The sequence below is a fragment of the Streptomyces sp. 71268 genome, from assembly GCF_029392895.1.
Classification (GTDB): domain Bacteria; phylum Actinomycetota; class Actinomycetes; order Streptomycetales; family Streptomycetaceae; genus Streptomyces.
In genome coordinates this window covers 957,213-983,110 of the sequence record NZ_CP114200.1, presented here as the reverse complement: position 1 = coordinate 983,110, position 25,898 = coordinate 957,213, and the positions used below count along the sequence as shown (strand labels likewise).

General features: G+C 74.8%; 19 protein-coding genes, 1 pseudogene and 1 riboswitch. Of the genes and pseudogenes, 15 read left to right on the top strand and 5 right to left on the bottom strand.

Annotated elements, in window-relative coordinates; genetic code table 11:
- Positions 1-82: 82 nt before the first annotated feature.
- Positions 83-213: riboswitch (FMN riboswitch) on the top strand.
- 186 nt (positions 214-399) lie between these two features.
- From ribD to OYE22_RS03525, 10 genes are all read left to right on the top strand, one after another.
- Positions 400-1,500, top strand: a complete 1,101-nt coding sequence (ribD, locus tag OYE22_RS03570) for a bifunctional diaminohydroxyphosphoribosylaminopyrimidine deaminase/5-amino-6-(5-phosphoribosylamino)uracil reductase RibD (protein ID WP_277323966.1) — start codon at positions 400-402, stop codon at positions 1,498-1,500.
- A 1-nt stretch (position 1,501) separates the two neighbouring features.
- On the top strand, positions 1,502-2,224 hold the full coding sequence (locus OYE22_RS03565; protein ID WP_277319043.1) for a riboflavin synthase: 723 nt from the start codon (positions 1,502-1,504) through the stop codon (positions 2,222-2,224).
- Positions 2,221-2,880 carry a nicotinamide mononucleotide transporter family protein gene (locus OYE22_RS03560; RefSeq protein WP_232544382.1) on the top strand — a complete coding sequence of 220 codons (660 nt, stop codon included), beginning with the start codon at positions 2,221-2,223 and terminating at the stop codon, positions 2,878-2,880. The genes OYE22_RS03565 and OYE22_RS03560 overlap by 4 nt, the downstream gene beginning before the upstream one ends.
- Positions 2,877-4,187 carry a bifunctional 3,4-dihydroxy-2-butanone-4-phosphate synthase/GTP cyclohydrolase II gene (locus OYE22_RS03555; protein WP_277319042.1) on the top strand — a complete coding sequence of 437 codons (1,311 nt, stop codon included), beginning with the start codon at positions 2,877-2,879 and terminating at the stop codon, positions 4,185-4,187. Before OYE22_RS03560 ends, OYE22_RS03555 begins: the two co-directional genes overlap by 4 nt.
- 121 nt (positions 4,188-4,308) lie before the next feature.
- Positions 4,309-4,794 carry a 6,7-dimethyl-8-ribityllumazine synthase gene (gene ribH, locus OYE22_RS03550; RefSeq protein ID WP_277319041.1) on the top strand — a complete coding sequence of 162 codons (486 nt, stop codon included), beginning with the start codon at positions 4,309-4,311 and terminating at the stop codon, positions 4,792-4,794.
- Positions 4,795-4,829: 35 nt separating this feature from the next.
- Positions 4,830-5,102, top strand: a complete 273-nt coding sequence (locus OYE22_RS03545; RefSeq protein ID WP_069466267.1) for a phosphoribosyl-ATP diphosphatase — start codon at positions 4,830-4,832, stop codon at positions 5,100-5,102.
- Positions 5,103-5,259: 157 nt separating this feature from the next.
- Entirely contained in the window at positions 5,260-6,108 is an 849-nt protein-coding gene (gene hisG / locus OYE22_RS03540) for an ATP phosphoribosyltransferase (protein WP_277319040.1), read from the top strand.
- Positions 6,109-6,254: 146 nt separating this feature from the next.
- Positions 6,255-6,710 (top strand): PH domain-containing protein, encoded by a 456-nt coding sequence (locus tag OYE22_RS03535; protein ID WP_277319039.1) that lies wholly within the window; start codon positions 6,255-6,257, stop codon positions 6,708-6,710.
- 195 nt (positions 6,711-6,905) lie between these two features.
- The gene (locus tag OYE22_RS03530; protein WP_277319038.1) at positions 6,906-8,474 is read left to right on the top strand and encodes a hemolysin family protein; all 1,569 of its coding nucleotides are present in this window, start codon (positions 6,906-6,908) and stop codon (positions 8,472-8,474) included.
- Complete coding sequence (locus OYE22_RS03525; RefSeq protein ID WP_277319037.1) at positions 8,471-9,526, top strand: hemolysin family protein; 1,056 nt, start codon at positions 8,471-8,473, stop codon at positions 9,524-9,526. The genes OYE22_RS03530 and OYE22_RS03525 overlap by 4 nt, the downstream gene beginning before the upstream one ends.
- Before the next feature lie 53 nt (positions 9,527-9,579).
- Here the strand turns inward: OYE22_RS03525 and OYE22_RS03520 are convergent, their stop codons facing one another.
- Both OYE22_RS03520 and OYE22_RS03515 read right to left on the bottom strand, forming a co-directional pair.
- Positions 9,580-11,475 (bottom strand): AAA family ATPase, encoded by a 1,896-nt coding sequence (locus OYE22_RS03520; protein WP_277319036.1) that lies wholly within the window; start codon positions 11,473-11,475, stop codon positions 9,580-9,582.
- A gap of 502 nt (positions 11,476-11,977) precedes the next feature.
- Positions 11,978-12,583, bottom strand: coding sequence for a hypothetical protein (locus OYE22_RS03515; protein WP_277319035.1), 606 nt, complete (start codon positions 12,581-12,583; stop codon positions 11,978-11,980).
- Between the two features lie 178 nt (positions 12,584-12,761).
- Here OYE22_RS03515 and OYE22_RS03510 point away from each other — a divergent pair, with 178 nt between their 5' ends.
- Positions 12,762-14,147, top strand: a complete 1,386-nt coding sequence (locus tag OYE22_RS03510; protein ID WP_277319034.1) for a peptidase C39 family protein — start codon at positions 12,762-12,764, stop codon at positions 14,145-14,147.
- A 44-nt stretch (positions 14,148-14,191) separates the two neighbouring features.
- Here OYE22_RS03510 and OYE22_RS03505 read toward each other — a convergent pair whose 3' ends face one another.
- From OYE22_RS03505 to OYE22_RS03495, 3 genes are all read right to left on the bottom strand, one after another.
- Positions 14,192-14,470 (bottom strand): hypothetical protein, encoded by a 279-nt coding sequence (locus OYE22_RS03505; protein ID WP_277319033.1) that lies wholly within the window; start codon positions 14,468-14,470, stop codon positions 14,192-14,194.
- Positions 14,471-14,884: 414 nt separating this feature from the next.
- Positions 14,885-16,423, bottom strand: a complete 1,539-nt coding sequence (locus tag OYE22_RS03500) for an amino acid permease (protein WP_277319032.1) — start codon at positions 16,421-16,423, stop codon at positions 14,885-14,887.
- A gap of 162 nt (positions 16,424-16,585) precedes the next feature.
- Entirely contained in the window at positions 16,586-17,581 is a 996-nt protein-coding gene (locus OYE22_RS03495; RefSeq protein ID WP_277319031.1) for a hypothetical protein, read from the bottom strand.
- An 850-nt stretch (positions 17,582-18,431) separates the two neighbouring features.
- Between OYE22_RS03495 and OYE22_RS03490 the strand changes: the two genes are divergently transcribed.
- The 4 genes and pseudogenes from OYE22_RS03490 (at position 18,432) to OYE22_RS03475 (ending at position 25,838) form a co-directional block, all read left to right on the top strand.
- Positions 18,432-19,868 carry an FGGY family carbohydrate kinase gene (locus OYE22_RS03490; RefSeq protein WP_277319030.1) on the top strand — a complete coding sequence of 479 codons (1,437 nt, stop codon included), beginning with the start codon at positions 18,432-18,434 and terminating at the stop codon, positions 19,866-19,868.
- A 182-nt stretch (positions 19,869-20,050) separates the two neighbouring features.
- Positions 20,051-21,463 (top strand): annotated as a pseudogene (locus OYE22_RS03485) (NAD(P)/FAD-dependent oxidoreductase); the annotation flags it as partial.
- Positions 21,464-21,568: 105 nt separating this feature from the next.
- Positions 21,569-22,618 carry an FAD-dependent oxidoreductase gene (locus OYE22_RS03480; RefSeq protein ID WP_277323965.1) on the top strand — a complete coding sequence of 350 codons (1,050 nt, stop codon included), beginning with the start codon at positions 21,569-21,571 and terminating at the stop codon, positions 22,616-22,618.
- Positions 22,619-23,267: 649 nt separating this feature from the next.
- Positions 23,268-25,838, top strand: a complete 2,571-nt coding sequence (locus OYE22_RS03475; protein ID WP_277319029.1) for an EAL domain-containing protein — start codon at positions 23,268-23,270, stop codon at positions 25,836-25,838.
- The last annotated feature ends 60 nt before the right edge of the window (positions 25,839-25,898 follow it).

Genomic DNA, 25,898 nt, shown 5'->3' with positions numbered 1-25,898 from the left:
CGCATCCTGTGAGCCAGGCCACAGAATCCGGCCCGCGTACCCCTGGCCACCCGTGGCAGACTGGATGCCGTACCAGTGACGTCAGCGCACTCCGGGGTCGGTGAAAGTCCGAACCGGCGGTTACAGTCCGCGACCCGTCCGCTGCCAGCGGCCGGTTGACCAGGTGAAACTCCTGGACCGACGGTTAAAGTCCGGATGGGAGGCAGTGCGCGACGGGCGAGCACAGGTGCGCCGTCGTATCGGCGCTCACCCCCTTTGGGGTGGGCCGCGTCGTTGCCTCGGCGTATCCGGCGTGTTCCGTCCGTTGTCCTGTCGTTTTGACAGCCCCGGAGTCCGTGCCCGAAGAGGCAGGAGGACCCGGTGGCCGCCCACGAGGCGATCGCGAGCGAGACGACGGCCATGCGCCGTGCCATCGCGCTGGCCGCCCGCGGCCTCGGCCACACCAGCCCCAACCCCGTCGTCGGCTGCGTCGTCCTGGACGCGTCCGGAGCCCCCGTCGGCGAGGGCTGGCACCAGCGCGCCGGCGGGCCGCACGCCGAGGTGCACGCCCTGCGCGCCGCCGGCGACCGGGCCCGTGGCGGCACCGCCCTGGTCACCCTCGAACCCTGCGACCACACCGGCCGCACACCGCCGTGCACCCGCGCCCTGATCGAGGCCGGCGTCGCCCGCGTCGTCTACGCCGTACCCGACCCCACCCCGCAGGCCGCCGGCGGCGCCGCGACGCTGGCCGCGGCCGGCATCGGCGTCGAGGCCGGCCTGCTCGGGGCCGAGGCCGCGGCCGGCAACGAGGCGTGGCTGACCGCGATGCGCACCGGGCGCCCGTTCGTGCTGTGGAAGTACGCCGCGACCCTGGACGGGCGCAGCGCCGCCGCCGACGGCACCAGCCGCTGGATCACCTCGCCGCAGGCCCGCGCCGACGTGCACCGACTGCGCGCCGAGGCCGACGCCGTCGTCGTCGGCTCCGGCACCGCCCGCGCCGACGACCCCCACCTCGCCGCCCGCCCCACCGACCCCGGGGCCCGGCCGACCCAGCCGCTGCGCGTCGTCGTGGACACCCACGCCACCGCCGTACGCCCCGGCGCCCGCGTCCTGGACGACGCCGCGCCCACCCTGGTCGCCGTCCGCGAGCACGCCGACGCCCGCCACCTGGACGGGCTGGCCGACGTGGTGCGGCTGCCACCGGGCCCGCGCGGGCGCGGCCTGGACGTCTCCGCGCTGTTGGCCGCCCTGCACGCCCGCAGCGTGCGCTCCGTACTCCTGGAAGGCGGCCCGACGCTGGCCGGGGCCTTCCTCGCCGCCGAGGTGGTCGACAAGGTCGTCGGCTACCTCGCCCCCACCCTTCTCGGCGCCGGGCCAGCGGCCCTCGCCGACGCCGGAATCACCACCATCGGGCAAGCGTTGCGGCTAGGCGTGACCGACGTCGCCCGCATCGGCCCCGACCTGCGGATGACGGCCGTGCCCGAGCGGCCGGCCCGTCCCACCACCACTCAGGAGAGCTGACGTGTTCACCGGAATCGTTGAAGAACTGGGTGAGATCGCCGCCATCGAGGAGCTGGGCGAGGCTCCCTCCGGCTCCGGCGACGCCCCCGCCGACTTCGCCCGGCTGCGCATCCGCGGGCCGCAGGTCACCGTGGACGCGAAGCACGGCGACTCGATCGCGGTCAACGGGGTGTGTCTGACCGTCGTGGAGGCGGCCGACGGCGAGTTCACCGCCGACGTGATGGCCGAGACGCTGCGCCGCTCCAGCCTCGGCGCCCTCGCGCCCGGCTCCCCGGTCAACCTGGAGCGCCCGATGGCGCTCGGCGGCCGGCTGGGCGGCCACCTCGTACAGGGCCACGTGGACGGCACCGGCGTGATCACCGAGCGGGTGCCGGGCGAGCGCTGGGAGATCGTCACCGTCTCGCTGCCGCCCGAGCTGGCCCGGTACGTGGTCGACAAGGGCTCCATCACCGTGGACGGCATCAGCCTGACCGTCGTCGAGGCCGGCGCCGACCACTTCACCGTCAGTCTCATCCCCACCACGCTGGCCCTGACCACGCTCGGCAGCAAGCAGGTCGGCGACCCGGTCAACCTGGAGGTGGACGTGCTGGCCAAGTACGTCGAGCGCCTGCTCGCGCACGGCACCGTGCCCGGCGCCGGCCTGCCCGTACCCGGCCCGCAGGACCCCGCCGCGGCCGACCCCGCCCGGGGCGCGGCGGACACTCGTGAGGGGGTTGTTCGGTGAGCCTGTGGCAGAGCGTGGGGGACGGCCTGCGCGACGAGGCGTTCACCGTCCTGGGCCAGCACGTCATCTGGTCCGACATGATCGGCAACCTCTTCGGGCTCGGCGCCCTGGCCCTGGGCTGGCGGCGCTCCGTGTGGACCTGGCCCGTGCAGTTCGTGGCCGGCGCCGTGCTGGTCACCGCCTACGCCTCCGCCCAGCTCAGCGGCGGCCTCGGCAAACAGCTCCTGGTGATGGCCGTGGCCGCCTGGGGCTGGCGGCAGTGGCACACCGGGCGCCAGGACCACGGCGGCCAGATAGCCGTGCGCTTCGCGAGCTGGCGGGAGCGGGCCGCGCTCGTCGGCGCGACCGCCGCGGGCACGCTCGCCGTCGGCGGGCTGTTCACCGCCGTGCCCGAGCTGTCCTGGAACCCGTGGCCCGACGCGTACATCTTCGTCGGCACCCTCGCGGCGATGGTCGCCCAGGCCCGCGGCCTGGTCGAGTTCTGGTTCGCCTGGCTGCTCGTGGACCTGGTGGGCGTCCCGCTCGCCTTCAGCAGCGGCCTGGCCTTCTCCGGCCTGGTCTACGTGATCTACCTCGCGCTCGCCCTGTGGGGTGCCCGCGACTGGTGGCTGCGCTCCCGCACGGGCGCGCCCGCCCTGGAAGGAGCGCCCGCATGACCACCTCACTCAACTGGCCCGGCCCACACACCCCCGCCCACCTCGCCGGCCTGCCCGACGGCGACCTCACGCTGGACCCGGTGGAGCGCGCCATCAGCGAGATCGCCGCCGGCCGTCCCGTGGTCGTCGTCGACGACGAGAACCGGGAGAACGAGGGCGACCTCGTCATCGCCGCCGAGAAGGCCACCCCCGAACTGGTGGCGTTCATGATGAGCGAGTGCCGCGGGCTGATCTGCGTACCGCTGGAGGCCACCGACATCGACCGGCTCGACCTGCCGCAGATGGTCGAGCAGAACACCGAGGCGATGCGCACCGCCTTCACCGTCTCCGTGGACGCCGGCCCCGAGCACGGGGTCAGCACCGGCATCTCCGCCGCCGACCGGGCCGCCACCATCCGCCTGCTGGCCAACCCGCACAGCGCCCCGGCCGACTTCGTCCGCCCCGGCCACGTCTTCCCGCTGCGCGCCCGCCCCGGCGGCGTGCTCACCCGCGACGGGCACACCGAGGCCGGCGTGGACCTGGCCCGGCTCGCCGGACTGCGCCCCGCCGCCGCCATCGTGGAGATCGCCGGCGAGGACGGCGCCATGCTGCGCCTGCCCGAGCTGGTGCCCTTCGCCCGCAAGAACGGCCTGGCGATCATCTCCATCGAGGACCTCATCGCCTACCGCGCGGCGGCCGAGCCCACCGTGCGCCGCGAGGCCCAGACCCGGCTGCCGACCGCGTTCGGCAACTTCCGGGCGTACGGCTACCGCTCCGCCGTGGACGGCATCGAGCACATCGCCCTGGTCCAGGGCGACCTCGGCGACGGCGACGACGTGCTGGTCCGGGTCCACTCCGAGTGCCTGACCGGCGACATCTTCGGCTCCCAGCGCTGCGACTGCGGCCCCCAGCTCCAGGCGTCCCTGGAGCGCGTCACCGCCGAGGGCCGAGGCGTCGTGCTCTACCTGCGCGGCCACGAGGGCCGGGGCATCGGGCTGCTGTCCAAGCTGCGCGCGTACGAGCTGCAGGAGCGCGGCCGGGACACCCTGGACGCCAACCTGGAGCTGGGCCTGCCCGCCGACGCGCGGGACTACGCCGCCGGCGCCCAGATCCTCATCGACCTCGGGGTGCGTTCCGTACGGCTGCTGACCAACAACCCGCACAAGGCCGCGGCCCTGGCCGAACACGGCCTGCACGTCACCGGGCGCGAGCCGATGCCGGTGCAGGCCGGCGAGCACAACCTGCGGTACCTGCGCACCAAGCGCGACCGGATGGGGCACGAGCTGCCCTGGCTCGACGGGGAGCCGGCCACCACCTGCGACCAGTGAGCCGCCCGGCCCGCGCCGCCTCCAGGCGTCCGGGCCGCCCCGGCACCCGGTCGACAGCGCCGGGCGCGCACCGACCAGCACAGCGTTCAGCAAGTGTTCAGCACAGCGCACGAGGAGAGACATGAGCGGCCAAGGCGCCCCCGAACTGTCCGTGAAGAACTGCGGTGACCTGCGGGTCGCCGTCGTCGCCGCACAGTGGCACGAGCAGGTGATGGACGGCCTGGTGGACGGCGCGCTGCGCGCGCTGACCGAGCTGGGCATCGACGAGCCGACCCTGCTGCGGGTGCCGGGCAGCTTCGAACTCCCGGTGGTCGCCAAGGTGCTCGCCGGCCGGGGTTACGACGCCATCGTGGCGCTCGGCGTCGTCATCAGGGGCGGTACCCCGCACTTCGAGTACGTCTGCCAGGGCGTCACCCAGGGCCTGACCCAGGTCAGCGTCGACACCGGGGTCCCCATCGGCTTCGGCGTGCTGACCTGCGACGACGAACAGCAGGCACTCGATCGGGCCGGGCTTGAGGGCTCCAAGGAGGACAAGGGGCACGAGGCGGTCACCGCCGCCGTCGCCACCGCGACCACCCTGCGCTCGGTCTCCGAGCCCTGGCGCTGAGCCCGCGCCCGGCACCCCGTAGGCTAAGCCGCACCATGGCGAACAAGACATTCGAGGAGCTGTTCACCGAGCTCCAGCACAAGGCCGCCACCGGCGACCCCAGCACGTCGCGCACCGCCGAACTCGTGGGCAAGGGCGTGCATGCCATCGGCAAGAAGGTCGTCGAGGAGGCGGCCGAGGTGTGGATGGCCGCCGAGTACGAGGGCGCCGACGCCACCGCCGAGGAGATCTCGCAGCTCCTGTACCACGTTCAGGTGATGATGGTCGCTCGCGGCATCTCCCTGGACGACGTATACGCTCATCTGTGACGCGGGCTCGCGTGGCGGACCCCACGACGGCGTCCGCCACGCGGCACCGCCCGGACACCCCGGGCATCCCGCGACCTCCCGACCCGACCGTGCGAGACCCGTGCGCACGGCACGTATCCGCAAAGCCCTCCCTCTTCGCGTAAAGGAAGCTGACCTCATGCTGCGCATCGCCGTCCCCAACAAGGGTTCACTGTCCGAGCCTGCGTCGGCGATGCTCCATGAGGCCGGCTACCGGCAGCGCAAGGACCGGCGGGAGCTGGTCCTGGTCGACAGCGCCAACGAGGTCGAGTTCTTCTTCCTGCGCCCGCGCGACATCGCCGTCTACGTCGGCTCCGGCCGCCTCGACATCGGCATCACCGGCCGCGACCTGCTGCTCGACTCCGGCTCGCAGGCCGAGGAGATCATGCAGCTCGGCTTCGCCGGCTCCACCTTCCGCTACGCGACCCGCCCCGGCACCGCGCAGAGCGTGCGCGACTTCGGCGGCATGACCGTGGCCACCTCCTTCTCCGGCCTGGTCACCAAGCACCTCGCCGACAACGGCGTGGACGCCGCCGTCGTGCACCTCGACGGCGCCGTCGAGACGGCCATCCAGCTCGGCGTGGCGGAGATCATCGCCGACGTGGTGGAGACCGGGACCACGCTGCGCAACGCCGGCCTGGAGATCATCGGCGAGCCGATCCTGGAGTCCGAGGCGGTCGTCATCCGGCGCGCCGGGGAGTCCGTCGACGACCCCAAGGTGCAGCAGTTCCTCCGGCGCATGCAGGGCGTCCTGGTCGCCCGCCGGTACGTGATGATGGACTACGACATCCGCGTGGAGCACGTGGAGCGCGCCGTGGCCCTCACCCCCGGCCTGGAGTCGCCCACCGTCTCCCCGCTGCACCACGAGGGCTGGGTCGCGGTCCGCTCGATGGTCCCCTCCAACCAGGCCCAGCGCATCATGGACGAGCTGTACGACCTGGGCGCCCGCGCCATCCTCACCACCGGCATCCACGCCTGCCGGCTGTGACGCCGCGGCCCCGTCGCGGGCGCGGCCCGGCCGGTGACCGACCGGGCCGGCCGGTGACCGGCCGCGAGGCGGCGGGGCCGACACCCCGCCGCCCCGGTCGCCGCACCCGCGGTGACCACCCCCCGCACATCTGAGAGGCCAGCCGAGTGTCCGCCCCCGCACCCCTGCCCGAGCTGCCGATCACCTTCCGGCCGACCCGCACCCGGGTCGTGCTGCTGGCGGTCGGCGTCCTGCTGTTCGTCACGCTGCTGGTCATCGCGCTGGCCCTGCCCAACCTGAGCCCGGGGGAGCGGATCAGCTTCGTCTTTACCGGCCTGCTCTTCTGCGGCGTGCTCGCGCTGCTCGCCCGGCCCAAGGTCGTCGCCGCGCCGGACGGGGTCACCGTCACCAACCTGACCACGCGCCGGCACCTGGAGTGGCCCGAGATCCTGCGGGTCAACCTGCGACCGGGTGATCCCTGGGTCTTCCTCGACCTCGCCGACGGCACCAGCATGCCCGCGCTCGGCATCCAGCCCGGCATCGCGAAGGCGCAGGCGATCGAGGACGCGCGCACGCTGCGGGCCCTGAGCGAGGCGTACGGAACGGGCGGCCACACGCGCTGACGGCCCTGCCCGATGCGCTCACTCCTTGATTACCCTGGTGCCCAAGGCGCGCCCGCGCCCCGCCCTTTCGGTGGCTGAACGCGCCGCGCGCGTGCCGAAGCGGCTCCTGCGATCCGAGGAGTGAATTCCTCCAGCGATGGACGGTTCGTCCTGTAGTACCCGCGCCGCCTCTCCACGTCTCCGGGAGGCGGCGGCATGAGTCCCACCGTTTCCCTGTCGCTGCTCGCCGCGGCGTTCTTCCTCATCCTCGCCAACGGCTTCTTCGTCGCCGCCGAGTTCGGCCTGGTCACGGTGGAGCGGGCGGAGGCGGAACGGGCCGCGGCCGACGGCGACCGTCGGGCCCGCACCGTGGTCGAGGCCCTGCGGGAGCTCTCCTTCCAGCTCTCCGGCACCCAACTGGGCATCACCATCACCTCGTTGGTCGTCGGCATGCTCGCCGAACCCGCCCTCGGGCATCTGCTCACCGGCCCGCTCACCGCCACCGGGGCCCCCGCCGGCGCCGTGCCGGGGCTGGCCGTGGCCGTGGGCATGCTGGTGGCGTCGGCCGTACAGATGGTCATCGGTGAGCTGGTGCCCAAGAACTGGGCGGTCTCCCGGCCGCTCCAGGTCGCCCGCTTCGTGGCCGGCCCGCAGCACGCCTTCGCCCGCTTCTTCCGGCCGCTGATCTCGCTGCTGAACGCGGTGGCCAACCGCCTGGTGCGGGCCCTGGGCGTGGAGCCCACCGAGGAGCTGGCCTCGGCCCGCACCCCCGGCGAACTCGTCTCGCTCGCCCGGCACTCGGCCCGCGCCGGCGCCATCGAGCAGGACACCGCCGACCTGTTCGTGCGCACGCTCTCGCTGGCCGGGCTGACCGCGCAACACGTCATGACGCCCCGGGTACGGGTCAGCGCCCTCCAGGCCACGGCCACCGCCCAGGACGTCCTGAACCTCACCCGTGCCACCGGCCTGTCCCGCTTCCCCGTCTACCGCGACCGCCTCGACGAGGTGGTCGGCATGGTCCACCTCAAGGACGCGCTCGCCATACCCGCGGCCCACCGGCTGCACACGCCGGTCGACGCCATCGCCCAGGTGCCGCTGCTGGTGCCGATGACGCTGCCGGTGCAGCCGCTGCTCAAGCAGTTGCGCGACCAGCCCATCGCCGTGGTCGTGGACGAGTACGGCGGGACGGCCGGCGTCATCACGCTGGAGGACATCGTGGAGGAGCTGGTCGGCGAGGTGCGCGACGAGCACGACACGGCCGACCAGCCGGAGCTGGTCCAGGTGGCCGGGGATGACGGCTACCTGGTGTGGGAGGCCGACGGAAGCTGTCGCGTGGACACCCTGGCGCGGATCGGCCTGGTGGCCCCGGAGGGACCGTACGAGACGGCCGCCGGCCTGGTGGCCGGGCTGCTCGGCCGCATCCCGGTCCCCGGTGACGTCGCCGAGCTTCCCGGTGGCTGGCGGCTCGCCGTCCGCCAGGTCGGCCACCACCGGGCCGAGCGGGTCCGCGTCGTACGGACCGGCCAGGCGGCGGCCGTACGGGGCGGCACGCCGGGCCCGCGGGCCGAGCTGAGCCCCGCGCCGTGCGCGGCCGGGCGACCCGCCGCCGACCGGCCGTCGCGGGCCGCCGCCGCGGTGGGCGTGCGCGCGGTGGCCGACGCGGTGGTGGACGCGGCGGCCGACGTGCCGCTCGTCGCGGGCGCCGACGGCGCGCCGGCGCGGGAGCGGGGCGCCGGAGTCCGTACGCCGGTGGGCGGGGCGGCGAGCGGGGGAGCGGGCCGATGAGCGCGCTGCAACTGCTGTTCGCCCTGCTCCTCGTGTGCGCGAACGGCTTCTTCGTGGGCGCCGAGTTCGCCCTGGTCTCGGTCCGGCGCAGCCAGATCGAGCCACGGGCGGCGGCCGGCTCCGGCCGGGCGCGCACCGTGCTCCAGGGGCTGGAGAACCTGCCGCAGATGATGGCCGCGGCGCAGTTCGGCATCACCGTGTGCTCGCTGACGCTCGGCGCGGTCGCCGAGCCGACGGTCGCCCGCCTCCTGGAGCCCGGCTTCCACGCCGTCCACCTCCCGCACCAGCTCATCCACTCGCTCGGCTACGCCATCGCGCTGGCCGCCGTGGTCTGCCTGCACCTGGTCATCGGCGAGATGGTGCCGAAGAACCTGGCCATGGCGGCGCCGGAGCTGACCGCGCTGTGGCTGGCCCCGGGTCTCGTCGCCTTCGCCCGGCTGTGCCGGCCGGTGACCGCCCTGTTCGGGGCCTGTGCCCACCTGGTGCTGCGGCTGTTTCGCGTGGAGCCCAAGGACGAGGTGGAGGCGGTGTTCACCAGCGAGCAGCTCACCCACCTGATCGCCGACTCCCGGCAGGCCGGCCTGCTCGCCCCCGACGAGCAGGAGCGCCTGGCGGACGCCCTCGAACTGGGCACCCGCCCGGTCACCGACGTCCTGCTCGACCCGGCGGGCCTGGTGACGGTCGACCCGGCCGTGACGCCCCGCCAGGTCGAGGAGCTGACCGTACGCACCGGCTACTCGCGCTTCCCGGTGCGCGGCCCGGGCGGCGCCTTCATGGGCTACCTGCACGTGAAGGACGTGCTGGAACTGGAGGAGCCTGAGCGCGCCGTGCCGCAGCACGTGTGGCGGCCCATCCAGACGCTGCGGGCCGAGTTGCCGCTGGACGACGCCCTGACGGTGATGCGCAGGGCGGCGGCCCACCTGGCGGCGGTCAGCGACGCGTCGGGTCGGGTGCTCGGTCTGGTGGCGATGGAGGACGTGCTGGAGGAGCTGGTGGGCGAGGTACGCGACCCCGCCCATCGGTCGGGCGCGCACGCGAGCGTCCGCCCCTGACGCCGGCCCCGGCGGCCACCCGCCGGGGCCAGTGCCCTCGCCGGGCCACGGGCTCAGCCGAACGGGGGGTCCTTGCGGTCGCGGTCGGTCGGGCCGCGACCGGAGAGGACCTCGCCGTACGCCTGCATGAGGTCCGGCAGCCGCAAGGTGGCCAGGTCCTCGCGGCCCGGGGTGCCGCTCCAGCCGGAGAGCCGCAGGTCGCGGTAGGCGCAGCTCTTCTCGTACAGGGTGCGCAGGAAGCGTCCGTTGCCCAGTTCGTCGATCCAGCCCTGGTCCACGACGTGGCCGCTGATGCTGCGCAGCTCCTCGACGGCCTCCTCGTCCCAGCGGTCCCCGTTCTCGGCGGCCAGCACCTCGCCGATGGCGGTCAGCTCCTGCGGCCGGTAGCTCGGGAAGTCCACCCGGGTGGTGAAGCGGGAGCCGAGGCCGGGGTTGGCGGCGAGCAGCCGGTCCATGCCCTCGGGGTAGCCGGCGAGGATGACCACCAGCCGGTCCCGGTTGTCCTCGGCGCGCTTGAGCAGCACCTGGAGCGCCTCGTCGCCGTACGCGTCGCCCTTGGTGTAGCCGGAGTTGGAGAGGCTGTACGCCTCGTCGACGAAGAGCACGCCGCCCAGCGCGGAGTCGATGAGCTCGTTGGCCTTGACCGCCGTCTGGCCCAGGTACTCCCCGACCAGGTCGGCCCGGCCGGCCTCCACCAGATGGTCGCCGCCGAGCAGCCCGAGGGCGTAGAAGACCCGGCCCAGGATGCGGGCCACGGTGGTCTTTCCGGTGCCGGACGGGCCGGAGAAGACGAAGTGCCGCTTCGGCGGCTGCACCGGCAGCCCCTGCCCGGTCCGCAGCCGGGCCATGCGTAACTGCGCGGACAGCGCCCGCACCTGACGCTTGACCGGCTCCAGGCCGACCATCCGGTCCAGCTCGCCCAGGGTGTCGGCGAGGAGCTGCGGGTCGGCGGGGCCGGTCGGCAGGTCGGCCTCGGGCTGGCGCGGCGCGACGACCCGGTCCCGCGGCCCGTCGGTGGGCCGGGGGCCGGTGCCGAGCGGGGCCTCGGGGCCGGGGCGCAGCTCGCGGCCCTCGGGCGGGTCGGCCGTCGGCACCGGGTCGGTGTCGGCGCCGTCGAACGCGTCGACGGCGTCCTGGCCGGCGCCGGCCAGCGAGACCGGGGCCAGGTCGGGGCCGTCGTCGAAGCCGTCGGACTCCGCGATGGCGGCGAGCCGGGCGGCGGTGTCCATGAACGTGGCGTCGATGCGGTGCACCGCCCGGTACAGCGGCAGGGCCGCCGCGCTGCGCCCGGTGCCCTCGTGGGCGCGCGCCAGCCAGTAGCGCAACTCCTTGCGCTGCGGCTGCTCGCTGCGGCAGCGCATCAGCGCCGCGGACAGCAGCGGCTCGGCCTGGCTGTACATCTCAAGCCGGACCCTGGCCATGCCGCCGAACAGGCCGGCCTCGATGCCGAGCAGCGGGTCCTGGAGCAGCGGCTCGGTGTGCCGTACGAGTTGCTCCCAGTCCTTGACCAGGTAGGCCCGGCAGGCGTGCAGGAAGCGGGCCTGCGGGTCGGCCTCGACGGGCGGGCAGCCCGCCAGCGCGCGGTCCAGCTCGGGGACGTGTCGGCCGTCGAGCCAGTGCGAGGCGTGCGCCAGGAGCAGGTCGCGGCCGCTTTCCAGGACCGGCTGCACCCACCAGCCGAGCCAGTACCAGGAGTTGAGCGAGCGTCGGTGCCGGGCGCGCTGTTCGCCGAACCGGTCGCGGTGCCGGTACATGCGCAGCAGCGCGGTGGCGGTGTCGGCGCGCAGGGCGTGCAGGCCGAGCCAGCCGTCCGCCATGCCGGGGTCGAGTTCGACCGCGGTCCTGAACTCCTCCTCGGCCTGCGGGTACGCGCCCATGGTGTACGCGTCCACGCCGCGCAGCCAGGCTAGCTCGGCCGGGGCGTGCGAGCCCTGGATGCCGAAATCCATCCCATCCCCCACAAACCGAGCCCCCGTGGTGTGGCGCCGAGCGGGTGCCCGGTCGCCGCTTCGCCGAACCGCCGTGCCGTGACCGGGGATTGACCAGTGTGCTGGTGCGTCCGCCCGCCGGCGGCACTGATGGGCATCGTACCTGCGAAGACGGTGTCGATCGAAGGGTGCGCACGGCTGTTCGTGAGGGAAGGGCGCGATTCGGTTGGTCGCGGGGGCTTTCGCGATGTGCGGAAGGCGATTCCGGAACTGGTTACCCAGCGTGAGTGCGAAGTCTCGCAAAGCGCGCAAATCGCGGCGCTGAGGGCAGAACGAAGCCCCCGATCACGGGGGAACAATCGGGGGCTTCGTGTCCGCGGGCGACCCGTACGAGCCGCACATTGAGAACGTAAGACCTGTATGGCCCCCAGGTCAAGCGGAGTTGGGGGGTGGGTCTTGTGGGAAGTCGCCATGATCCCCGGCATGACCGGTGCGCGTCACGCAGAGTGAGGCTGGCGGTGGGTCAGATGGTGCCCCCGGGGCCCGGTCGTACGCGATAGCCCTCGGCCCGCGTGGCCGGCTGGAGGACCAGGGCGTCGGCGTGCGGACGCGAGGGGTCGGCGGCGAAGTGCGCGCGCTCGGCGGGGAGCCACCCCGCCCAGAAAGCGGACATCTCCGGCCCGTCCCGCCGCTGTCCCCGGCACCAGGAGTCACCTTCCGCCAACTCCATCCACAGCAGGCACGCCAGGTACGGCCGCACCACCCGGCGCCCGGCCCCGACGCCCTCGATGATCACCACCGGTGCCGGCGGCAGCGCGCGCTGTTCGGCGAAGTGGCGCTTGCGCCAGTCGTAGACGGCGTAGTGCGCGACGGCGCCGCGCCCCAGCGGCTCCAGCACCTCGTCGACGAGCCGGCCCTGCCAGTCGAACAGCGCCGCGTGGCTGGCCAGGTCGTCGGTGTGCAGCACGGGCGCGTCGCCGAGCGCCGCGGCGAGGCGGGCCGCGAAGGTCGTCTTGCCCGACCCGGCGTGCCCGTCCACCGCGACCAGGCGCACCGGACCCAGCGACGGCGGCAGGGCGCGCAGCCGTTCGGCGAGGTCGGTCAGGGAGAGGTCGGTGCGGTCGATCACCGGGACACCCTACGGGCGGGGGCGCGCCCGCACCGCGCTCGGGCCGCCGGTCACGCGGGCGTGCCCGAGCGGTGACGCGCCGTACCGCACATCACTGGCCCCGGCCAGGCACAGCGGTCATAGTGGGGCCACCTGTCGTGCACCTGCCGTCGCATCAGATGACTGGGGGCCTTTCACCATGAGCAGACTCACCCCACGGCGTACCCTCCTGACCGCCGCGCTCGGCGTGACCGCCGGGCTCGCCGCCGTCTCCCCGGCGCGCGGCACCGCGCGCGCCGGCGCCCCGGGTGCCCCGAACGCGACAGGGGCCCCCGCCGGCTCCACCGTGGACAACCGGGCCTGGACCAGCGGCGCGGACTGGCGCTCGGGCGCGGTGCGGGGCGTGCGGGTACGGGACGGGGCACGGCCCGGCATCGTGATCGCCGAGCCGGCCGGCACGACCGAGTACACCGACCCGCACACCGGCACCACCGCCCCCTGGGAGTACGCCACCTGGACCGGGCCGGCGCACGCGCTGCCCACCCCGGCGGGCGAGGTCATCGCCTCCTGGAACGCGCACACCCCCACCGGCACCTGGCTCCAGGTCGAACTGCGGGTGACCTACACCGACGGCGGACTCAGCCCCTGGTACGTGATGGGCCGCTGGGCCGCGGGCGACCAGGACATCCGGCGCACCTCCGTGGACGGCCAGCGGGACGGCAGGAGCACGGTGGCCACCGACACGCTGGCCGTCGACGCGGACCCGGCCGGCGAGGGGCTGCGGATCGCCGCGTACCGGCTACGGCTGACGCTCTACCGCCGCCCCGGCACCGCGCTGACACCGCTGGTGTGGCGGGTGGGGGCGATGGGCTCGGACGTGCCCGCCCGGTTCACCGTGCCCGCCTCCGACCCGGACCTCGCCACCGGCCGCGAGCTGACCGTGCCCAGGTACTCCCAGGAGATCCACAAGGGGCAGTACCCGGAGTACGACAACGGTGGCGAGGCGTGGTGCAGCCCGACCTCGTCGCAGATGATCATCGAGTACTGGGGCCGCCGGCCCAGCCAGGCGGACCTCGCCTGGGTCAACCCCGACTACGCCGACCCACAGGTCTGCCACGCGGCCCGGTTCACCTTCGACTACCAGTACCAGGGCTGCGGCAACTGGCCCTTCAACGCCGCCTACGCGGCCACCTACCGCGACCTGACCGGCGTGGTGACCCGCTTGAACTCGCTCACCGACGCCGAGGTGCTGATCGCCGCCGGCATCCCGCTGATCACCTCGCAGTCCTTCCTGCCGGGCGAGCTGACCGGCGCAGGGTACGGCACGGCGGGCCACCTGATGACCGTCACCGGCTTCACGGCCCAGGGCGACGTGGTGGCCGGCGACCCGAACAGCGAGAGCAACGAGGCGGTGCGCCGGGTCTACCAGCGCCGCGAGTTCGAGAACATCTGGTTGCGGACCAAGCGGTACAACGCCAGCGGCAAGGTGGTCAGCGGCACGGGCGGCGTGTGTTACCTGTACTTCCCGGCCCGGCCGACCCCCCGTCAACTGTGGGCCCTGCGCACGGTGGGCATGGGCTGCTGAGCACCGCGCGCCGCCGGCCGGGCCCGTCGGCGGCGCGGGGCGGGTCACCCAACGCCCTCCGATTGCGCGAGCCAGGCGTCGAACGCGTCGAGGCCCGGCACGATGACGGTGGCGCAGGCGAGCACCGCCAGGTTCTGGCGCATCGCGGTGACGGCCACCACGGAGCGCCCCGCGCGGTGGGCGCTGAGCATCTCGGCCGCCGTGCCCATGCTCGGCTCGTGCCCGGGCAGCCAGGCCACGCACACGTCGCTCTCGGCCGCGAGCCGGGTGAGCCGGTGGAAGGTCGCGGTCAGCGCCAGCAGTTCGGGGGGCGAGTTCGGCACGGCGCACGGTGGGCGTCGCGGCGAGCGCGCGTGTGCCGCGAGCGCGCCGGGGTGTTCGGCGAGCCACGCGCGCGTCAGCGCGCCCGGGTCGTGGATCACCGCGCCCGGCCGGCGCGGGGCGGGACCTGCGACAGCCTGGCGTGTGGGCGCAGCGTGAACGAGCGCGGCTCATGGGAGCGACTCCTCGGGCCTGCGCGGGGGCAGGGCGCCGGGCGCGGGCCGCCGCGCGCGGGCCCCCGGGCCGCGCCGCGCCCGCCAGCGCCCCGTACTGGCGGCCCCAAGTCTCGGGCGGGCCGCCACCGACTCCTAGCCTCTTTGCGGACATCTCGCGCGGGCCCGCCGTGGCCGACGGCCGGCGCCCCCGAGGGGTGCCGGCCGTCGGCGTGGCCCGTACGAGCCCGGTGCGGGGCGGGGTCAGACGATGTCCTCGGCGATCTCCGCCTGTTCCCGGGCCGTTCCGTAGGCGGCCGGCGTGCCGTAGGAGCGGCGGGCCACGTACCACCAGACGGTGGCCAGGGTGAGGACGACGGCCAGCGCGATCACGGCGTAGTTCATCGAGTCCACCGTCACCGGGCGCGACTGGGGCAGGCAGAACAGGACCGTGACCATCGCCACCCAGCACACCGCGACCCAGCCCACCGGCCTGCTCCAGCGCCCGAGGTGCCAGGGGCCGGGCTCGAACCGGTTCCCGGCGCGCAGCCGCAGGTAGATCGGGATGGCGTAGGCGGGCGTGATGCCGATGACGTTGATGGCCGTGACCGCGCCGTAGGCGGTCTCGGAGTACAGCGACGGCACCGCGAGCAGGCAGGCGACCGCGACCGAGAGCCAGACCGCGTGCACCGGCGTCTGGGTGCGCGCGCTCACCCGGCGCCACAGCCCGGAGCCGGGGAGCGCGCCGTCCCGGCTGAAGGCGAACACCATCCGGCTGGCGGCGGCGACCTCGGCGTTGCCGCAGAACAACTGGGCCACGATCACCACCAGGAGCAGCAGCACCGCGCCCGTGTCGCCGAGCGCGTCCAGCATGATCTGCGCGGGCGGCACCCCCGTGCTGCTGTTCTGCGCCCCGGCGTAGTCCTGGATGGCGAAGGTCAGGCCGGCCAGCAGGACGAAGCCGGCGATCCACGACACCCAGATGGCGCGCACGATGCCGCGCGCCGCAGAGACCGAGGCGTGCGAGGTCTCCTCGGACAGGTGCGCCGAGGCGTCGTAGCCGGAGAACGTGTACTGGGCGAGCAGCAGGCCGATGGCGGTCACGTACAGCGGGTTGTCCCAGCCGGTGTCGTTGACGAACTCGGTGAAGACGAAGTCGGCGGACTGGTGGTGGTCGGGGACGACCGTGAGCACGATGACGATGAGGGCCACGCCCGCCAGGTGCCACCAGACGCTGATCGAGTTGAGCACGCTGACCAGCCGCACGCCGAACAGGTTCAGCGTGGCGTGCACGAGCAGGATGGCGACGAAGATGAGCATGGTCGACTCGGGCGTCGGATCGAATCCCCATTGCAGGTTGAGTACGGCGCCGGTGAACAGGGCCGCGCCGTAGTCGATTCCGGCGATGGCGCCGAGCAGGCCCAGCAGATTGAGCCAACCGGTGTACCAGCCCCATTTACGCCCACCCAGGCGGTCGGCCATGTAATACAGGGCGCCGGAGGTGGGATAGGCGCTGGTCACCTCGGCCAGTGCGAGGCCGACGAACAGGACGAAGAGGCCGACGCCGATCCAGCCCCAGAGCATCACCGCGGGGCCGCCGGTGGCGAGGCCGAAGCCGTAGAGCGTCATACAGCCGGAGAGCACGGAGATGACCGAGAAACTGATCGCGAAGTTCCCGAAGTGCCCCATGCGACGGGCCAGCACCGGTTGGTAGCCGAGTTCGCGCAGCCGTTGCTCCTCGTCGCGCTGCGCCGCCTCGTGCGGCGCGGCGGAGCCCGAACGGGGCCATTTTGTAGGGGGCATGACAGGTACCTTCCGAAGGGGGAACACGGGGGAGAGTGGGGAACGGGGGGAGTACGGAGGGAGATGACGCGGCAAGCGCCGGGGGAGGCGCGGAGACGGGCGCGCGGGCTTGTGCCGGGCCGGGGGCCTCGCGCCGGCGCGCGCCACGGGGCGTGGCGGCGGTCAGGGTCCCGAGCGCCGCGCCGCCGCCAGGCACCGGCCGCGCGCGCGGAGGAACACCTCCTCGGCCGCGTCCGGGCCGCCGGCGCCCTGGCCGCGGCTCGCCCAGGGCATCGGCGTGTAGTACGGGCCGAGCGCCGCGAAGACGGGCGCCGCCTCGGTGAAGCGCAGCGCCGCCCACAGCGCGTGCGCCAGGTAGTTCAGGTCGAGCAGCGAACACCGCTCGGGCGCGGTGTGGGCGAACCAGTAGTGCAGGGCGTGGTCGGCGTCCCGCAGCGCCTCGTCGGTGGTCCAGTGCAGGTCAAGGGCCTGCTGGTGGCCGCGTTCCTCGCGGTAGCGCTCCACCTGCACGTACAGCGGCAGCGCGTGCACGGCGGGGCCGACCGGGGCGCGCGAGGAGGCCCAGCGCGCGAAGTTCACCGCATCGGACAGCGACCCGCCACCACGCCGGGCGTGCACGAACTGGAGCATCCGGTGGTACGCCTCGCGGTTGTACGGGTCGCGCCGGTGCGCCTCCGTCAGCAGCCCCCACGGGCCGGGGAAGAGCATCGGCTCCGGCGGGTGCACCCGGTGCTCGGCGAGCCGCTGTTCCTCGTCCAACTGGGCCAGCGCCACCAGGCACACCCACGGCACCGGGTCGGCGGGCGCGTTGTGGGCGGTGAGCTGGCAGGCTTCCCACGCCTCCTGCCATAACTCCCTGGTGTGCCGGTGCCCCGCGCGGTGCGCGCGCACCGCGCGCTCCACCAGCACCCGGGTGTGCATCACCAGCGCCGCGACGTTGTCCGGCTCCTCCGAGCGCCAGGCCCGCACCACGTCCGAGCCCGCGGCCGTGGCCGCCAGCACCTGGGTGCGCTGGGTCCACAGTCCCCAGTCGGGGGTCGAGGCGAGCAGGTCGCGCATGGCGACCCAGCGGCCCGTGCGCACGTCCTGCATCGCGTTCCGCAGGCCGCTGTCGTGGCCCGCCGGATGGTAGACCGGGCGGAACTCCCCGTCGGCCATCAGGCCACCACCGCGCGTGACGCCCGGGCCCCGGGCCCCGCGCCCGGCCCCGGCGGCCGGCACGCGCCACGGGGCGCCCCCGACGAGGTGCCCCGGCCGGGGGGCGCGGAGGAGATGCGGAGGGAGCGCGCCCGTGCGCCGCGGGGGCGGTGCTCGGGTCGTGGCGTGGGGGTCATCGGTCCTTCAGGGGGTGCGGCGGTGCGGCGACTGCCGCACCGGCGTGGTCGGCGCGCGGCACGGCTACGGGCGGCGAACAGCCGTACGGTCCGCGGTCGGACACCGTGCCGGAGCGGCGGTCTGCCTGATGTTCTGACACTCGGATGGCATTCGTACAGGGAAGAGGCCCGCTAATCCAGTGATCGGGAAAATCTACGGACCGTCAGATTCCCGATAGCGGGCGGAATCCCGCCACGCGGTGGCCGACTGGGCGCGCGCATTTCCGTCCGAAGGGCGCACGCGGCCCACTTGTGGTGGCGTTATGTGGATAGTGCGAGGAAATTCGAGAACCCGATGCTTGATAAATCAACCAGCGACAGGCCAAGCCGGCGAGAAGGCGCCGACGGGCGCCCCAAGCGGAGTTCGCGGGACGAATGCGCGCACAACTCGCCGATAAGCGAACATCGTTCACGAAGGCGACGGGCGGGCGCGCGCCACGCCGCCCTCGCGCTCGCCGCCCGCGTCCGCGACCGGCCCGCGGCACTCCACCGCGCCGCCGCCGCGGGCCGTTCGGCCCGCACGGTTGCCGGACCCGCCACCGGGCGTCGACACTGCGGCAGGACGCGGACGTGATCAACCCCGGCGAAGGGCGAGGTGTGCCAGTGAGTGGTAGGCCAGTGAGCGGCGGTGAGCGATGAGCGGGCCCGTACTCGCCGTCGACCAGGGGACCTCCGGAACCAAGGCGCTGGTCATCTGCCCCGAACGGGGCGTGATCGGCACGGCGTACGCGGAGCTGCGCCCCCGGTACGCGGCGGGCGGACTGGCCGAGGTCGACCCGCGGGCCCTGCTGGCGTCGGTGCTGGACGCCGGGCGCCGGGCGCTGGCCGACGCGGGCGAGCCGGTGGTGGCCGTGGGGCTGGCCAACCAGGGCGAGACCGTGCTGGCCTGGGACCCGGCCACGGGGGAGCCGCTGACCCAGGCCATCGTGTGGCAGGACCGCCGCGCCGAGCCGCTCTGCGCGGAGCTGGCCGAACACGCCGCGACCGTACGGGAGATCACCGGGCTTCCGCTCGACCCGTACTTCGCCGCGCCCAAGATGGCCTGGCTGCGCCGACACCTGACCCGCGACGGCGTCGTGACCACCAGCGACGCCTGGCTGGTGCACCGGCTGACCGGTGCCTTCGTCACCGACGCGGCCACCGCGGGCCGCACCCAGCTCCTGGACCTGGACAGCCTCACCTGGTCCCGGACCGCCCTGGAGGTCTTCGGGCTCGCGCACGAGCAACTGCCCGAGGTCGTGGACGCCGACGGCCACGTGGGCGGCACCACCGCCTTCGGCGCCGAGGTGCCGCTGACCGGGCTGCTGGTGGACCAGCAGGCGGCGCTGCTCGCCCAGCGCGTCACCGAACCGGGCATCGCCAAGTGCACCTACGGCACCGGCGCCTTCCTGCTCGCGCCGACCGGCGACCGCCCCAGGCGCGCCGCGTCGGGCCTGGTGAGCTGCGTGGCCTGGCGGCTCGGCGGGCGGGCCGGCTACTGCCTGGACGGCCAGGTGTTCGCCGCGGCCTCCGCCGTGCGCTGGCTGACCGAACTCGGCGTGCTCGCCGGCGCCCACGACCTCGACCGGGTCGGTGGTGCCGTCCCCGACGCCGGCGGCGTGACCTTCGTGCCCGCGCTGGCGGGTCTCGCCGCGCCCTGGTGGCGCGGCGACGCGCGCGGCGCGCTGACCGGGCTCGGCCTCGACACCGCGCCCGGGCACCTGGTCCGCGCGCTGTGCGAGGGCATCGCGGCCCAGGTCGCCGAGATCGCCGACGCCGCCGCGGCCGACCTCGGGGCACCGCTCGAAGCGCTCCGTGTGGACGGTGGCCTGACCCGGTCGACCCTGCTCATGCAGGCCCAGGCCGACCTGCTGCAACGCCCCGTCGAGGTGTCGGCGCTGCCGGACGCCACCGCGCTGGGCGTGGGCGCCGTGGCCAGGCTCGGCCTCGACCCTCGGCTGACGGTGTCCGAGGCGATCCCACCCTGGCGGCCCGCGGCGGTCTACGAGCCCCGCATCCCCGCGGAGCGGGCCGCCGAGCGACGCGCGACCTTCCGCGCGGCCGTGGCGACGCTGCTGGCCCGCACGCCGTGACCACCCGGCCACCACGAGCCCCCGCGCCCCTGTGGGGCCGCCGCCCGGGCGGCGGGTTCGTCGGCCGCGCCCCGTAGCCTGACCGTGCGAACCGGCGCCCCGCCAGTCGCCCGCGAGGGCACCCGGGGCGACGGAGACCGGCCGGCCCGCGCGCCCGGCACCAGCGACCAGCGAGGGACCGCATGACCGTCACGACCACCGGCCGGCTGCCGCGCGACGCGTACGAGACCGGGTACGACGTCGCGGTCGTCGGCGCCGGGGTCGTCGGCTGCGCCATCGCGCGCGAACTGGCCCGCCACCCGCTGCGGGTGGCGCTCGTGGAGGCGGCGGACGACGTCGGCAAGGGCACGTCCAAGGCCAACACCGCGATCCTGCACACCGGCTTCGACGCCACCCCCGGCACCCTGGAGGCCCGCCTGGTGCGCGAGGGCTACCGGCTGCTGTCCGGGTACGCCGCCGAGGCGGGCATCCCCGTGCGCCGGGTCGGCGCGCTGCTCGTGGCCTGGGACGCGGAGCAACTCGCCGCCCTGCCCCAGCTCGCCGCCAAGGCCGAGCGCAACGGCTACCACGCCACCCGCCTGCTCGACGCCGCCGAACTGCGCCGCCGCGAACCCCACCTGGGCCCGGGGGCCCTCGGCGCCCTCGAGGTGCCGGACGAGAGCGTCATCTGCCCGTGGACCACGGTCATCGGCTACGCCACACAGGCCGTACGCGCCGGTGTCGACCTGCACCTCGGCTGCCGGGTGCGCGGCGTCGGCGGCCAGCCGGGCCCGGGCGGCGGCGACGATGCGTGGCACGAGATCCGCACCGACCGCGGGCCGCTGCGCGCCCGCCATCTGGTCAACGCCGCGGGCCTGCGCTCCGACGAGATCGACCGGCTGCTCGGACACGACGCGTTCACGGTCACCCCACGCCGTGGCCAACTCATGGTCTTCGACAAGAGCGCCCGCCGCCTGGTGCGCCACATCGTGCTCCCGGTCCCCACGGCGCTCGGCAAGGGCGTGCTCGTCGCGCCGACCGTCTTCGGCAACGTACTGCTCGGCCCCACCGCCGAGGACCTGCCCGACAAGAGCGCGACCGAGTCCACCGAGGCGGGACTGGCCTTCCTGCGCGCGCACGGCGCGCGCCTCATGCCGGAGCTGCTCGCCGAGGAGGTCACCGCGGTCTACGCCGGGCTGCGCGCCGCCACCGAACACGACGACTACCAGATCCACGCACACCCCGAGCAGCGGTACGTCACGGTCGGCGGCATCCGCTCCACCGGCCTGACCGGTTCCCTGGCCATCGCCGCCCACGTCGTCGAACTCCTCGCCGCCGGCGGCCTGCCCCTCGGCCCCCCGCGCGAACTGCCACCGGTGCGGATGCCCGCCGTCGGCGACGCGGCGCCGCGCCCCTTCGAACGCCCCGAACTCATCGCAGCCGACCCGGAGTACGGCACCGTCATCTGCCCCTGCGAGCGCGTCACCCGGGGCGAGGTGCGGGACGCGCTGGCCAGTACGGTGCCGCCGGCCGGCCTGGACGGGCTGCGCCGGCGCACCCGGGTGGCGGCCGGCCGGTGCCAGGGCACCCGCTGCGCCGCGGCGGTACGGGCCCTGTGCGCGGCCCGACCGCCGGCCGCCGCCGCCGACACCGCCGCCGCCCGCCCCGCGCCCGCGACCGCGCCCGACGGCGCGGACGGCGTCGGACCGGCCGAGCGGAGCGTGGACGTGCTGGTGGTCGGCGCGGGCGCGGCCGGCCTCGCCGCCGCGAGCGCGCTCGCCGCGGCCGGGGTCGGCCGGGTGGAGGTCCTTGAGCAACAGCCGTTGGCCGGTGGCGTGCTGCGCTACGCGCCCTGGGCGTGCGGCGCCTGGTCCGATCCTCGCCTCCCGCGCCACGCCCCGGCCGGTCGGGACGCGGCGCGGCGCCTGCTCGACGCCGCCACCGGCGCCGGGGCCCTGGTGCGCACCGGCTGGACCGCCACCGGCTGGGCGGGCCCGCTGACCGTGGCGGCCACCGGACCCGGCGGGCGCGAGCTGATCACCGCGCGGGCCGTCGTGCTGGCCACCGGCGCCAGGGAGCGCCCGCGCGCCGCGCGCGGGGTGCCGGGCGCGCGTGGGGAGGGCGTCTTCACCGGTGAGGGGGCGCTGCGCGCGCTGCACGAGCACGGTCAACACCTGGGCGCCACGGCCGTGGTCGTCGGGTCGGCGGACGACGCCGGCTACCGGGTGACGCGCGCCCTGCGACGGGCCGGCACCCGGCCCGTCGCGCTGGTCGGCGGGCCGCCGCACGGCCTGACGCCGTGGCGCGCGCTGGCCAGGCTCGGCTGGGGCGTCCCCGTCCTCGGCTCCGCCGCCGTGACGGAGCTGACGGGGGCCGGCGGACGCGTCACGGGCGTGCGGCTGCGCCGTGCCGACGGCGCGGTGGCCGAACTCGACTGCGCGGCGGTGGTGTTCTGCGGCTCCTGGGTGCCGGAGAACGAGCTGGCCGCAGCCGCGGGCCTGGCCGTCGCCGCCGACCTCGGCCGCCCGGCCGTCGACGCCGAGGGTCGCACCTCACACCCCGGCGTGTTCGCCGTCGGCGGCCTGTCCCACCCCGCTGGCCCCGCCCGCCGCACGGGCCCGCGCCACGCCGCGGCCCGGGCCCACGCGCTGGCCGCCGCCGTGGCCCAGCACCTGGCCGGCGCACCGTGGCCCGGCGGCGCCGGCCCACACCCGGCCCCCGCCGGGCGCGACGACGCGAACCCGGACGGCGCGGCGCGGCGTAAGGACTGAACGACCTTGTAGCCGAAGTGAGTTGATCACCAATGCCGGTGGGTCCGCGAAAGCCCGGTCGCGCCCCGCCGTGAGCCTGCGACCGTACGGCCTAGCCCAGCCCAGCCCTGCCCCGCCGCCCGGGGCCCCCGCCGCCCGAGGCGGTGACGCCCGGGGCAACGACGCCCGATCGCAACGCCCGCGCACGGGCGGTGTGTTGTACGGGACGGCGGTTGCGCGGGGGCGCGCTCCGGCGCGTACGGACGGAGCGCCCGGGCGCCCCACGGCGCTCCGGAACCCCGCGCACCAGAGCGCGACGGGCGGCGAGGTGGCGGAAAGGCGCCAAAGCGGGAACGGACGTCCGACGGAAAATGGCCGCACATCGAAACACCTCGGCCACGGCGCTGCATTGGTACGCCACGTGCGTACCTGTGAGCCTCCTCTACCTCATCAGGCCCACTTCACACGCGCACCAGGCGACGCGACCACGCTGGGCACGGCAGAATTCCCCCTGGCCCGCGGCCAGATGCGGATCGTAGATTTCCGTTTGCGTCTTCCCTTCGAACGGGCGATCAGTAATGTCTGCTCAGCAACGGTGCGCGGAGCCGGACCACACCCCCCGGGAGATCTGGAGAGTACTGATGGAGCGGGCCGCAGTGAGGCGCGAGGCGTGACCGCGAGGCCGAGCGGGAGACAGGACGCGGAGCCGTACAGTACGGGGCCGGAGAGCGAGGACGATCGGCTCCGACGCTTCGCCAGGATCTGGAGTCGGGCCATTCGCCCGTCCACGGCGATCTCCGTGCCCGAGGGCGAGCTCGTGGAGCACCTGGTGCCCCTCGCGCGCCGGCTGCGGGACGCGCTGCGCACCATGCCGTTGGACACCCAGCCCGCCTACGAGGTGGGCCAGGCGCTCGTCGCGGCCCGGTGTGACAGCGCGGGCGGGCTGCCGGTCACCCTCGGCGTGCTCGACGCCTATCTGGTGCTGTACTGCCCGCCCAGGCGGCCGATGCCGGTGGAGGAGACCCGGGCCAGGTGCGCCCGGCTCCAGCACGCGCTCGCCGCCGGCTTCGCGCACGCGCTGAGCGAGCGGGCCAAGGGCGAGCAGGAGTCGGTCTCCCGGGAGGCACTGGCCGCGCGCGCCGCCGCGGAACAGGCCCTGCACGACAGCGAGGCGCGCTTCCAGGCCGTCTTCGACGGGGCGGTCATCGGCGTCGGCGTGGCGGACCTCAACGGACAGGTGCTGCTGGTCAACGACGCCGTGGCCCGGATGTTCGGCCGGCCGGGCGACCACCTGCTGGGCGAGAACGTGGTGGACTGGGCGCACCCGGAGGACGTCCCGGCCGCGATGGACATCTACCGTGAGCTGATCACCGGCCAGCGCGAGCACTTCCGGATGGAGAAGCCGTACTACCGGGGCGACGGCAGCGTGCTGTGGACCAACCTCACCGTCACCCTGTTGCGGGACGCGCTCGGCAAGCCGCAGTACCAACTCGCCCTGATGGAGGACATCACCGAGCAGCGCCGGCTGCGCGACCGCCTGCGGTACGAGGCCACCCACGACGAGCTGACCGGCCTGCCCAACCGCACGCTGTTCTTCGAGCGCCTCGACGCGGTGATCGCGGGCCCGGCCGCCGATTCCGCGGCTTCCGCCGAGACTCACGGTGCCGACGGAGACCATTGCCATCCGGCCGGCGCCAGCTGGGAGGCCGCGGCCCTGGAGGAGGCGGAGGCCGAGGCGATACCGGGGCCGCCCAGCCCGGCCGCCACCGACCCGCTCGCCGCCACCGACCGCGCCCCCCGACCCGACGACCGCGCCCCCGGACCCGACGAGCACGGCACGGCCGCCGACGAGCGGCGGCCGTGGCGACGGGGGGCGGACGGCGCTGCCTTGCCCGCGCCCGGGGCGGCCTACGGGCCCGGCGACTTCGCGCGGCCCCCGGGCCCGCCCGACGAGCCGGCCACCGACCGCGAGGTGGGCGCCGGCCGCGTGCCGGGCGCGGGCCACGGGGCGGACGAGGCGACCCGGTTCGGCATGTGCTACCTCGACCTGGACGGCTTCCGCGCCGTCAACGACAGCCTCGGCCACATCGTCGGCGACCACCTGCTGATCGCCGTCGCCGAACGGTTGCAGGAGTGCCTGACCTCGCCCTCCCAGATCGTCGCCCGCCCCGGCGGGGACGAGTTCTTCGCCCTCACCGTGGGGCCCACCGCCCAGCGCGACGCCGTCGACCTCGCCGAGCGGATGCTGCGGGCGCTGGCCGAACCGGTCCGGATCAAGGACCGCGACCTGCTGGTACGCGCCAGCATCGGGGTCGCCAGCGGAACCCGGGGCGAGACCACCCGGGCCGCCGTGATGCGCAGCGTGGACATCGCGATGTACCGGGCGAAGGCGGCGGGCGGCAACCGGTACGAGGTCGCCGACGCCGCCTCCGACGCCCGCGTCATCGCCCGGCACAGCCTCACCAACGGGTTGCCGGCGGCGCTGGAGAAGGGCGAGTTCTTCATCGAGTACCAGCCGCTGGTGCGCCTGGAGGACGGCACCGTACGCGGCGCCGAGGCCCTGGTGCGCTGGCTGCACCCGGTCCACGGGGTGCTCGGCCCCGACCAGTTCATCACCCTCGCCGAGAACACCGGGCTGATCGTGCCGCTCGGCCGCTGGGTGCTCGCCGAGGCCGCCCGGCAGGCCCGGGCCTGGCGGGACGCGAGCCACGACGGCGAGCCGCTGCGGGTCAACGTCAATCTGTCGCCGTGCCAACTGCGCTACCCCGACCTGGTCTCCGACACCGTCGCGGTGCTCGACGAGGCGGGCCTCGACCCCGCGGCGCTCTGCCTTGAGGTGACCGAGAACGACCTGATCGGCGCGGACGAGGAGGCCCTGCGCCCGCTGCGGCAACTCGCGGACCTGGGCGTGGACATCGCCCTGGACGACTTCGGGACGGGCTATTCCAACCTCGCCTACCTGCGCCGCCTCCCGGTGAGCACGCTCAAGCTGGACCGGTCCTTCACGCTGGGCATGCAGCGCGCTCCGGCCGACCCGGTGGACGTGAAGATCGTGGAGGGCATCGTCTCGCTGGCGCACACGCTCGACCTGGCGGTCACGGTGGAGGGCGTGGAGACCGGCTCGCAGGCGGAGCACCTGCGCATGCTCGGCTGCGACACGGCTCAGGGCTGGTACTACGCGCGGCCGGGCCCGCCGGACCGGCTGCACCAACTCGCCCTGACGGACGTGGCCAGCGGCTGACGCCGCGCCGGCCGGCCCCCGGGCGGGTACGCCCACGGCGGCGCCCTCGCCGCCCCCGTG

Coding starts and splice junctions, on each gene's coding strand:
- OYE22_RS03495 (WP_277319031.1), bottom strand. CDS start 17,581: ATGGCCGACGGGGAGTTCCGCCCGGTCTACCATCCGGCGGGCCACGAC.
- OYE22_RS03520 (WP_277319036.1), bottom strand. CDS start 11,475: ATGGATTTCGGCATCCAGGGCTCGCACGCCCCGGCCGAGCTAGCCTGG.
- OYE22_RS03500 (WP_277319032.1), bottom strand. CDS start 16,423: ATGCCCCCTACAAAATGGCCCCGTTCGGGCTCCGCCGCGCCGCACGAG.
- OYE22_RS03545 (WP_069466267.1), top strand. CDS start 4,830: ATGGCGAACAAGACATTCGAGGAGCTGTTCACCGAGCTCCAGCACAAG.
- OYE22_RS03510 (WP_277319034.1), top strand. CDS start 12,762: ATGAGCAGACTCACCCCACGGCGTACCCTCCTGACCGCCGCGCTCGGC.
- OYE22_RS03530 (WP_277319038.1), top strand. CDS start 6,906: ATGAGTCCCACCGTTTCCCTGTCGCTGCTCGCCGCGGCGTTCTTCCTC.
- ribH (WP_277319041.1), top strand. CDS start 4,309: ATGAGCGGCCAAGGCGCCCCCGAACTGTCCGTGAAGAACTGCGGTGAC.
- OYE22_RS03490 (WP_277319030.1), top strand. CDS start 18,432: ATGAGCGGGCCCGTACTCGCCGTCGACCAGGGGACCTCCGGAACCAAG.
- ribD (WP_277323966.1), top strand. CDS start 400: ATGCGCCGTGCCATCGCGCTGGCCGCCCGCGGCCTCGGCCACACCAGC.
- OYE22_RS03555 (WP_277319042.1), top strand. CDS start 2,877: ATGACCACCTCACTCAACTGGCCCGGCCCACACACCCCCGCCCACCTC.
- OYE22_RS03525 (WP_277319037.1), top strand. CDS start 8,471: ATGAGCGCGCTGCAACTGCTGTTCGCCCTGCTCCTCGTGTGCGCGAAC.
- hisG (WP_277319040.1), top strand. CDS start 5,260: ATGCTGCGCATCGCCGTCCCCAACAAGGGTTCACTGTCCGAGCCTGCG.